Origin of the sequence: Natronospirillum sp. (assembly GCF_022565775.1) — a bacterium.
Lineage (GTDB): Bacteria > Pseudomonadota > Gammaproteobacteria > Pseudomonadales > Natronospirillaceae > Natronospirillum.
The window spans coordinates 1-9,463 of the sequence record NZ_JAIUMC010000113.1 but is presented as its reverse complement, the minus strand read 5'-3'; the positions used below and the strand labels follow the sequence as shown (position 1 = coordinate 9,463).

Below are 9,463 nucleotides of genomic sequence, written 5' to 3'. Positions count from 1 at the left end.
ACAGAAGACAGAAGACAGAAGACAGAAGACAGAAGACAGAAGACAGAAGACAGAAGACAGAACGAGCGTTGCCAAACCTCGAAGGGCTGTCAAGCCATTACTGTCCACTGTGCACTGTCTACCGTCGACTAAATCCTACTGTCGACCAAGTCCTACTGTCGACTAAAGACCATCCGCTGACGAAACAGAGCGACTCTCAATCGCTCTCAATCTTCAGTGACGCTGAAAGTCGGTATCGCAGGCCCGTCAGCCGCCAGGGCCGCGATATTGGCCATGGTCCGACGTGCCAGTACCTGATACTGCAAGGCGATATCCGACTCCGGATCACTGATCACCGTGGGCGCACCGCCATCCGCCTGTTCGCGAATCTGCATATCCAGCGGCAGGCTGGCGAGAATATCCACGTCATAGTCCCTGGCCAGTTTCTCTCCGCCGCCGTGCCCGAAGATAGCCTCCTGATGGCCGCACTGGCTGCAGGTATGCAGTGCCATATTCTCGACCACACCCAGTACCGGTATGTTGACCTTGCGGAACATCTCGATGCCTTTCCTGGCATCCAGCAGGGCGATGTCCTGAGGCGTTGTAACAATGACACTGCCCGTTGCCGGCACCTTCTGTGCAAAGGTCAGTTGAATATCGCCTGTGCCCGGTGGCATATCGACCACCAGGTAATCCAAGTCATCCCACTGTGTCTGGCCGAGCAACTGCTGCAGCGCGCCACTGACCATGGGACCACGCCACACCATCGGGGTCTTGTCCGTGGTGATAAACGCCATCGACATGGCCTGCACACCATGGGCCTGCAGCGGCACAAACCACTTGCCCTCGCGGGTTTCCGGTTTGGTGCCGGAAGGTATGCCCAGCATCATGCCCTGGCTGGGGCCGTATATATCCGCATCCAGAACGCCTACTCTGGCGCCTTCGCGAGCCATGGCCAGAGCCAGGTTGACCGCAGTGGTCGATTTACCCACCCCACCCTTGCCGGACGCCACAGCAATGATATTTTTGACATTGGCCATGGCGGCGGTCTGCCCGGCAGTGGCCTGACGGGCAACCGCCCATTCAACATCCACCTTGATGGGGCCCGAATGAATGACTTCGAGCTGCTGGCTCACCAGAGTGGCGAGGCCCGGGCCGAACAGACGGGCAGGATAGCCAAGCTCGAGTACCACGTGTAGCCGGTCCTGTTCGATCTGAAATGACTTGAGCTGCGGGGAATCCAGCGGCTGGCCGGTATGCGGGTCAGTGACCTGACGCAGGCACCGGGCTATGTGGGCGCGATCGGGAACGGTCTGAGACAAAGCGGACTCCGTATTTGCTGTTACTTTCGAGTTTAAAGCTGGTGAATAACCAAGTGTTTTACTCAACTATAGTATAAAGTCTGGAACGGTAAGCGTCCAAGCATAAACGACAGTCGATGGAGGCTGAGGCCATGAAGCACGCACCGCAAAAGGCGGGGTTGATCACCTGCCTTGCCCTGTTGCTGACAGGGTGCGCCAGCATCCCTCTGGAGCGGGCGGACAGTGAGCGGCTGACAGTGACCATTGACTACCAGCAGAAGCCAGACCAGATTGAACTCGCCACCGAACTTCGCCAGGGCTTCTGGTCACGTCGGGTAAGGGCCAGTGATACCCAACTGTATGTGCGCGATGCCGAAGGCCGCGAAACTCCACTCTCTGCGGATGGCCGCAGGGGAGACTACCGGCTGGATCTCAATGTGGGCGATGCACCCTACACCCTGGTAGTCGACGGGCTGGCAGTGCACACGCTGCCGTTTGGAGACCGGATCATCCTGGAAGACCCGGAAGCCTTCGCCGGCACGCGCGTGGGCCCGGATGAACGGCGCACAGTCACCTATGAGAATGAGGCACAGGAAGCCCTGATGTGGTCGTTCAGCGCCCGTTGTGGGCGAGACGAATGGGAAGTCCGGAGATCTCTCGAACGTGATCAGGACCTGATCGAAATCAACATGCAGACGGTCAAGCAGCAGCTTGACCGCGCAGCGGGTGCCACGCTGACCGGAGAGATCCCAGTCACCATCACGCTCTATCGGACCTATCGCGACAACCCTCCCCCGCCATTTCGCTATCGGCGGGTCAGGACGCAAGACGAACTGACCTTCATCATGGATACCGCACGTTTTGGGGTTCAGGTGTCGGGGCGGGTCAGCTTTTCCGCCGGACCAGGCACCTTTGTCAGTGTCGGCGCCCAGAGTCGTCCAATCAGACGCTGTACCTGACCCAAGTGCCCTGTCTTGCTTATTGCGGCCATTGACAAACACAATACACTTTTAGAGAAAGAACTCGACCTATGAGCAGACTAACCCTAAAGTCATAGGTCAAACTGACATGGGTAAAAGGAGTCAACATGCCGCTGGTACATCCCCTGCCCTCCGACCATGACCCAGAAGTCGCAGAGCTGGCGCAGTTTTTCAACGAAACCCTGGGCTTCTGCCCCAACAGCGTGCTTACCATGCAGCGCCGCCCGGCAATTGCACAGGCATTCATACAGTTGAATCGGGCCGTGATGGACAATCAGGAGCGGGTGACCAGCGAACAAAAGCGCTTACTGGCCTACCTGACCAGTGCCAGCACCGGCTGCCGCTACTGTCAGGCTCATACCATTCTTGCAGCCGAGCGTTATGGCGGTTCGCAGGAGCGCCTCGACAACATCTGGAATTTTCGCGACAGCGACCTGTTCACCCGGGCAGAAAAGGCCGCCTTCGAGTTCGCGCTGGCCGCCGCCTCGGTCCCCAACGCGGTGGACGAACCCATCACCCGCAGCCTGAAAGAGCACTGGACTGACGACGAAATCGTGGAAATCCTCGGCGTCGTTTCGTTGTTTGGCTTCCTAAACCGCTGGAACGACAGCATGGGCACCACCATGGAGGACGGTGCAGTGGAAGCCGGCGAAAAGCATCTCCGCCCCACCGGCTGGACCGTCGGCAAGCATCGTTTCTGAGTCTTTGCCACCTCACGTTCTATAGGAAATTTCCCTACTCGAAAATATGGTTTTTTACGAGTTCGGCCAGCAATAATGCGACGTATACTTTATCCAGATTTCACAACATCAGGATAGTCGCATGAAAGTCAAAGCGTGTATGACCTCAGAAGTAAGAGCGATTAATGCTGAGGAGTCTCTCCAGGAAGCCGCGAAAATGATGTGGGAAGGCGACTGCGGGGCACTGCCTGTAATCAATAATGAAAACCGGGTCATTGGCATGATTACCGACCGCGATATCGCCATGGCAGCGTTCATTCAGGGGTGTCTGCTGGGGGATATTCCGGTCGGTGAATCCATGTCCAAAAACCTGGTAACCACAGGCATCGATGATGACCTCTCTGCTGCCGAAACATTGATGCAAGTCCACCAGTTAAGGCGCCTGCCAGTGCTCGATAGAAAACAACATCTGGTCGGCATTCTGTCTCTGAACGACATTGCCAGAAGTTACTACAAAGATGGTGGCAAGCAGGTCAAGGCCAATGAGGTCGCCGACACTCTGGCATCAGTCTGCACTCACCGAACACTGGCGAAGGTACCTACCGCCGCCTGACATCAACCTGCTCAAGGAGAAATGAAATGAGTTTGTTTCCAATCATGGGTTCCGGGAACCAAGTATCCCGCAAAGCGTCTTTCAGCGATATGGGTTCCTTCTACGATAGATTCAGCGATTTGTTGAATACCGGGTGGGGGCTCCCTTCAGAAATGCACTGGAGTCCTTCCATGGATGTGCTGGAAAGCGACAAAGAAGTTCTGGTTAAAATGGATGTACCCGGCATGGAGCGCAAGGATCTGCACGTTGAAATAGACGAGGGAGTCCTGGTCGTCCGTGGTGAGCGCATCCAGGAGAAGGAAGACAAGGGTGACAACTACCTGCATCTGGAAAGAGGATATGGCGCTTTTATTCGCCGTTTTCGTCTCCCGGATTACATCGACCAGAGTCATATCTCTGCAACATGCAAAGATGGGCTGCTGCAAATACACCTGAGCAAATTGCCCGGCAAGAAAAAAGAAGTAAAAGCTATTACCATCAATTGACGGGTGTGCCCATATTCCAGATGCCATGTGATCCAACATGGCATCGTTCCTCGTTTTTACCTTCAATGACAATGATTAGTGGTTCTGCTGATGGTCCTTGAATTGGGGTCAAGACCATACTGCTCAATGCAACGAAGTATTCGCTCAGGACGGCCCCAGTCGTCCCAGGCCAACGCTGTCATGGGTAGCACCAAACACTGATTGGAGCACCCCTGCAAGAGATCCCGTGAGAAATCCAGTATGGGCATACGTAAAAATATTTGCTTCAAAGCCTTGTCCAGGGCTTGCATCGAAAACTTGCCTAGTCTGGCCTGAGAAAGCAGGCGCCTGATCTGCAGCAAGCAGGCAAAAAACTCCGGTTGCTGCACCTGCGCCTGAATCCAGAGTGACTTGGCTCTTGCGGCGACTATCATCGTGCTCCAGAGTGCTCCCTGGCAAAATAGTCGGGTCGCTTCCGACATCCTTGGCTTTTCGATGAATCCGTCAACCTGCATGAGAGTGGAAACAGGGTCTTCGCCTGAGTGTTCAGTAATACTCAAGTGGGATTCTATCCAACCATAATCGGAGTTGGCCCAGGTGGCCTCGGCACCCAACAACACTATCTGTTGAGGATATCGACGTGCAGTAGCCAATGACTGCTCTGCCAATTCGACAAAGCGGGATTCAGGGTAGATAAAATGATCAGAGGGCATCAGAATAATATTTGCTCGGTGATCCAATGCCAGAATATAGGCCAAAGCCAAGTACACCGCCGCCGCAGTGCCTATCTTTTCGGGTTGAAATATCAAGGTGCCTGGCACCCTTCTGCCCATCTGCTCGAAATAGCAGCGATGTTCAGTCACGGCCACAGTGACAATACGGTCTGATCCCACGAGCTGAAGTGCCCTGTCCCAGGTATGGTCAAGCATGGTGCGAGTGCCAACAAAAGCACAAAATTGCTTGGGCTTGTAGGTCCCCATCCAATTGCTGATAGAAGCTCGCATGCGTTCGCCACTGCCGCCTGCCAGCACAATGGCCCAGTCTGAACCTTGCTCATCTTCGGTGCCGACAAAAAGGTTCTCAGATTTGGAAAGGCGCCCCGGTCGATTGCTGGTACGGCTACCCAGGTCGGAGATGACAAATGCCATACTGAATCTCCTGTGGTGATCAAATGGTACGCAAATTTCCACTTCGATTCTTGTTGCAGCAACGTAATCGGCGTAACGTTTGATTTGGTTAAATCTTAAACTTTTTCGTATGGTATGGCAGTCGGGGTTAGTCGGAAACCGGGGTAGGAAAAACCCCTATTGGAAAACACTGCAGTAATCCTGGATGACAATCCCTCGGTCCACCCACAATCGAGCTCATTAGCCCTTTCATTTTAAGCAGGCCAGGTATGGACAACGAGTTCCTCGATCAGGGAATAGATCAGGAAATCAGCCGCATGGAGCTGCATGCCATTATGCAGGCTGCCACCGATGTTATTGTCACCATTGACCACCACGGCATGGTTCTGAGGGTCAATTCGGCGCTTGAGACGCTATTTGGTTACCAAGCGCAGGAGTTGATCGGGCAGAGTATTTCTCTGCTCATGCCTGCCCATCACGCCGATAAGCATGACATGTACCTCTCCCGTTATCTGCAGACGGGAGAGCAACGCCTCATCGGCTTGGGGCGGGAACTGGTGGCCAAACACAAGAATGGCAACTTGTTCCCGGTCAGCTTGTCAGTGAGACCTGTAACAGGTTTTCCGCGATTCATAGGAATTATCCGCGACATGACCCAACAGTTGCAGCTGGAAAGGGAGTACCTGCAATGCAGCGAAATGGAGCGTAACCGAATAAGTCGCGAATTGCATGATGATCTGGGTCAGAATCTGGCGGGTATGGCAATGCAGGTGAGGAGCATGGCCAGTGAGCTGCAGCGGGACGGCAATAACCTGGGACAGCAACTGCTCATGCTGAGTGATGAGTTGCAGCAGAGCGTGAGAAGCATCAAGTTGGTGATCAATGAGTTGGCTACGGTAGACCTGGAAGAGCAGGGGCTGGAAGTGGCGCTCATGCGCTTTGTTGACCGGTGCAACAGTTATGGGACAACGCCGGTGCGGATGCACTCTTCAAGCGAGCGGGCATCGGGAAACTACGGGGTTGAAGTCCAGCTTTATCGGATTGCTCGTGAAGCGATACATAATGCCCTGAAGCATGCCGAGGCAAGTCTGATAGAAGTACGGCTCGAACAAACACCGATGCATGTGCAACTGGAGGTTGATGACAATGGCAAAGGCCTACCCTTTAAAGTGAACATTGGTGATGGCCGACTGAATAATGAAGGCAATGGGCTGCGCAACATACATTTTCGTGCCCATGTGATAGGCGCAAGCCTGATCATCCATTCATCGCCGGGAGCCGGAACCCGGCTCCAGTGTTATTACTCCTTACCTCGCCATGAAGGCGCCTCGACAGGACATTCAGATGAACAAGGTATTGGTGATTGATGATCATCCGGTTTACCGCCGTGGCATGGTGTCACTTATACAGGCCGAAGCGGATATGCAACTTTGTTGGGAAGCCGACTCCGTATCGGAAGCCCAACGGCTGATTCATGAGCTGAAACCGGATATTCTGGTACTTGATCTCAATCTCGGTGAAGGTAGCGGGCTACAGCTGATCAAGAGCCTTCGCACCCAAGGTAATCATGTGCCGGCCCTGGTGGTTTCAATGTATGACGAAACCCTGTTCGCCGAGCGAGCTATCAGAGCCGGCGCGAATGGTTACATCAATAAAGCGGATGCCATTAGCCATATCGTACCTGCCATTCGTCAGGTACTGCTGGGCAAACTGTTTCTTAGCACGGCGATGGCCGAGGAGCTGCTGTCCAGCCAGTTGCTGGGTAAAGCTTATGCTCGCGGGTTCGGTGAGGCCAGGCTTTCTGACAGAGAAATGGAAGTCTACATGATGCTGGGGCAAGGCTATGCAACCAAACGGATAGCGACCAAACTCAGCATAAGCAGCAAGACAGTCGACTCACACAAGGAGCATATCAAAGGGAAACTGGGGCTTACCGACAATACCAGCCTGATACAGCACGCCGTAACCTGGTTCATGGAAAGATAGTTTCTTCTGCAGTCGAGAGGCAGCATTTGAATGAAGCGCTGAAGGTCACAGGAAGCGGCCACCCGGCGGTGGCAAAACCGGTGCACAGGCATTAACATACGCGGTCCCACGACTATCAACCCAACTCCTGGCTTTGAGTGATCATGACCGCTTCTGAACCGCGCAAGATTCTTGTTACCAGTGCCCTGCCCTATGCCAATGGCCCCATTCACCTGGGCCACATGCTGGAACATATCCAGACCGACGTCTGGGTTCGCTTCCAGCGCGCCCGCGGCCACCAGTGCATCGCCGTCTGTGCCGACGACACCCACGGCACCCCCGTCATGCTGCGCGCCGAGCGTGAAGGCATCACGCCAGAAGCCCTGATCGACCGCATGCGCGCCGAACACTGGCAGGATTTTCAGGACTTCCTGATCAGCTACGACAACTACTACACCACGCATTCGGAAGAGAACCGCTATTTCAGTGAGCTGATCTATACCCGGTGCCGCGACAATGGGCACATCGCCACGCGCACCATCCGCCAGATGTTCGACCCGGAAAAAGAAATGTTCCTCGCCGACCGCTTCATCAAGGGCACCTGCCCCAAGTGCGGCGCCGAAGAACAGTTTGGCGACAACTGCGAAGTCTGCGGGGCCACCTATACCCCGAACGAACTGATCAACCCGGTGTCGGCCCTGTCCGGCGTCACGCCCGTGGAGCGCGAGTCCGAGCACTACTTCTTCCGCCTGCCGGAGTTCACCGACCTGCTGAAGGAGTGGACCCGCAGTGGCACGCTGCAGCCCAGCGTGGCCAACAAGCTGTCCGAGTGGCTCGGCAGCGGCCTGCAGGAGTGGGACATCAGCCGTGACGCGCCCTATTTCGGTTTCGAGATTCCCGACGCCCCGGGCAAGTACTTCTATGTCTGGCTGGACGCGCCTATCGGCTACATGGCCAGTTTCAGGAACCTGTGTGACCGCCGCGACGACCTGGATTTCGACACCTTCTGGAAGAAAGACAGCGAGGCCGAGCTGTACCATTTTATCGGCAAGGACATCATCAATTTCCACGCTCTCTTCTGGCCCGCCATGCTGCACAGTGCCGATTTCCGCAAGCCCAGTGGCGTTTATGCCCACGGCTATGTGACCGTCAACGGCGAGAAGATGTCCAAGTCACGCGGCACATTTGTCATGGCGCGCACCTATCTGGAGCATCTGTCGCCGGAATATCTACGCTATTACTACGCGGCCAAGCTGGGCAACACGGTCGAAGACATCGACCTGAATCTGGATGATTTTGTGCAGCGCGTGAATTCGGACCTGGTGGGCAAGGTGGTCAATATCGCCAGCCGCAGTGCCGGCTTCGTCAAGAAGCTGGGCGGCAAGCTGGCCGACGAACTGCCCCATCCGCAGCTCTATGACGAGTTTCTGCAGACCAGCGAAACCATCGCCGAGCTCTACGAGGCCCGTGAATACAGCAAGGCCATCCGCCATATCATGAACCTGGCGGACCGGGCCAATGAGTACATTCAGGAGCATGCGCCCTGGGTGATGGCGAAAGAAGAAGGCCGCGACGCCGAGGTATTGGCCGTCTGCACCCAGTCGCTCAACCTGTTCCGGGTGCTGATGACCTGGCTGCAGCCGGTGCTGCCCGAGATGGCGCACAAGGCCGCCGCCTTCCTGAACGTGGATGACTTTAGCTGGGCGGCTATCGAGCAGCCGCTGCTCGGTCATCCGATCAACAAGTTCAAACCGTTGCTGACCCGTATCGAGCGCGATCAGGTGGATGCCATGATCGAGGCCAGCAAGGTGACGGATGAAGCCAAGGCAGCTGCCAAGGCCAAGGCCAACGACCCGACTCAGCCGGCCAACCAGCAGAAGAAAAAGGACGCGGCAGCCGCGAGCAAGAAGGATGACGCTCCCGGGGTTATCCAGTTCAATGACTTCGCCAGGCTCGACCTGCGCGTGGCGCGGGTAATCGAGGCGGATCATGTCGAGGGCGCCGACAAGCTGCTGCAGCTCAAACTCGACGTGGGCAATGGCGAAACCCGGCAGGTATTCTCGGGTATCAAGTCGCATTATCAGCCCAGCGACCTGCAGGGCAAGAATGTGGTGCTGGTCTACAACCTGGCGCCGCGCAAGATGCGCTTTGGCATGAGCGAAGGCATGGTGCTCGCCGCCGGCGAAGGTCAGGACCTCTGGGTCCTGGAGCCCGATAGCGCCATCCCGCCCGGTACGCGGATCAGTTGAGGCTGGCTTCTTCCTGAGGCCTTTTCGATTCACGCTCGATCCTCAGGGATTCCGGGCAACAGGCCGCAAACAGTGGTGCCTTGTTTCCGCCGCTCACTGGTCCCG

9 protein-coding genes are annotated in these 9,463 nt (G+C 55.7%); 7 read left to right on the top strand and 2 right to left on the bottom strand.

Going from position 1 to position 9,463, the window contains the following annotated elements; translation table 11 throughout:
- Window positions 1-206: 206 nt before the first annotated feature.
- The gene (gene apbC, locus LAT62_RS14850; protein WP_293385734.1) at window positions 207-1,301 is read right to left on the bottom strand and encodes an iron-sulfur cluster carrier protein ApbC; all 1,095 of its coding nucleotides are present in this window, start codon (window positions 1,299-1,301) and stop codon (window positions 207-209) included.
- Window positions 1,302-1,432: 131 nt separating this feature from the next.
- On the opposite strand from apbC, the gene LAT62_RS14845 reads away from it, so the two are divergent.
- The 4 genes from LAT62_RS14845 (at window position 1,433) to LAT62_RS14830 (ending at window position 4,038) form a co-directional block, all read left to right on the top strand.
- On the top strand, window positions 1,433-2,239 hold the full coding sequence (locus LAT62_RS14845; protein WP_293385731.1) for a hypothetical protein: 807 nt from the start codon (window positions 1,433-1,435) through the stop codon (window positions 2,237-2,239).
- A 128-nt stretch (window positions 2,240-2,367) separates the two neighbouring features.
- Window positions 2,368-2,961: a carboxymuconolactone decarboxylase family protein gene (locus LAT62_RS14840; RefSeq protein WP_293385728.1), complete on the top strand. Its 594-nt coding sequence runs from the start codon at window positions 2,368-2,370 to the stop codon at window positions 2,959-2,961.
- A gap of 121 nt (window positions 2,962-3,082) precedes the next feature.
- A complete protein-coding gene (locus LAT62_RS14835; RefSeq protein WP_367120569.1) occupies window positions 3,083-3,553 on the top strand; it encodes a CBS domain-containing protein in 471 nt (156 codons plus the stop codon).
- Window positions 3,554-3,723: 170 nt separating this feature from the next.
- Window positions 3,724-4,038 (top strand): Hsp20/alpha crystallin family protein, encoded by a 315-nt coding sequence (locus LAT62_RS14830; RefSeq protein ID WP_293385722.1) that lies wholly within the window; start codon window positions 3,724-3,726, stop codon window positions 4,036-4,038.
- 62 nt (window positions 4,039-4,100) lie between these two features.
- Here the strand turns inward: LAT62_RS14830 and LAT62_RS14825 are convergent, their stop codons facing one another.
- Window positions 4,101-5,165, bottom strand: coding sequence for a sugar phosphate nucleotidyltransferase (locus LAT62_RS14825; RefSeq protein ID WP_293385677.1), 1,065 nt, complete (start codon window positions 5,163-5,165; stop codon window positions 4,101-4,103).
- Window positions 5,166-5,413: 248 nt separating this feature from the next.
- On the opposite strand from LAT62_RS14825, the gene LAT62_RS14820 reads away from it, so the two are divergent.
- From LAT62_RS14820 to metG, 3 genes are all read left to right on the top strand, one after another.
- A complete protein-coding gene (locus tag LAT62_RS14820) occupies window positions 5,414-6,511 on the top strand; it encodes a PAS domain S-box protein (protein ID WP_293385674.1) in 1,098 nt (365 codons plus the stop codon).
- The gene (locus tag LAT62_RS14815) at window positions 6,489-7,130 is read left to right on the top strand and encodes a response regulator transcription factor (RefSeq protein WP_293385671.1); all 642 of its coding nucleotides are present in this window, start codon (window positions 6,489-6,491) and stop codon (window positions 7,128-7,130) included. Before LAT62_RS14820 ends, LAT62_RS14815 begins: the two co-directional genes overlap by 23 nt.
- A 143-nt stretch (window positions 7,131-7,273) precedes the next feature.
- Window positions 7,274-9,358, top strand: coding sequence for a methionine--tRNA ligase (gene metG / locus LAT62_RS14810; protein WP_293385668.1), 2,085 nt, complete (start codon window positions 7,274-7,276; stop codon window positions 9,356-9,358).
- Window positions 9,359-9,463: the final 105 nt, after the last annotated feature.

Bases quoted from the DNA above. Each gene is read 5' to 3' on its own strand.
- LAT62_RS14845 (WP_293385731.1), top strand. From the start codon at position 1,433: ATGAAGCACGCACCGCAAAAGGCGGGGTTGATCACCTGCCTTGCCCTG.
- LAT62_RS14840 (WP_293385728.1), top strand. From the start codon at position 2,368: ATGCCGCTGGTACATCCCCTGCCCTCCGACCATGACCCAGAAGTCGCA.
- LAT62_RS14835 (WP_367120569.1), top strand. From the start codon at position 3,083: ATGAAAGTCAAAGCGTGTATGACCTCAGAAGTAAGAGCGATTAATGCT.
- LAT62_RS14830 (WP_293385722.1), top strand. From the start codon at position 3,724: ATGGATGTGCTGGAAAGCGACAAAGAAGTTCTGGTTAAAATGGATGTA.
- LAT62_RS14825 (WP_293385677.1), bottom strand. From the start codon at position 5,165: ATGGCATTTGTCATCTCCGACCTGGGTAGCCGTACCAGCAATCGACCG.
- LAT62_RS14820 (WP_293385674.1), top strand. From the start codon at position 5,414: ATGGACAACGAGTTCCTCGATCAGGGAATAGATCAGGAAATCAGCCGC.
- LAT62_RS14815 (WP_293385671.1), top strand. From the start codon at position 6,489: ATGAACAAGGTATTGGTGATTGATGATCATCCGGTTTACCGCCGTGGC.
- metG (WP_293385668.1), top strand. From the start codon at position 7,274: ATGACCGCTTCTGAACCGCGCAAGATTCTTGTTACCAGTGCCCTGCCC.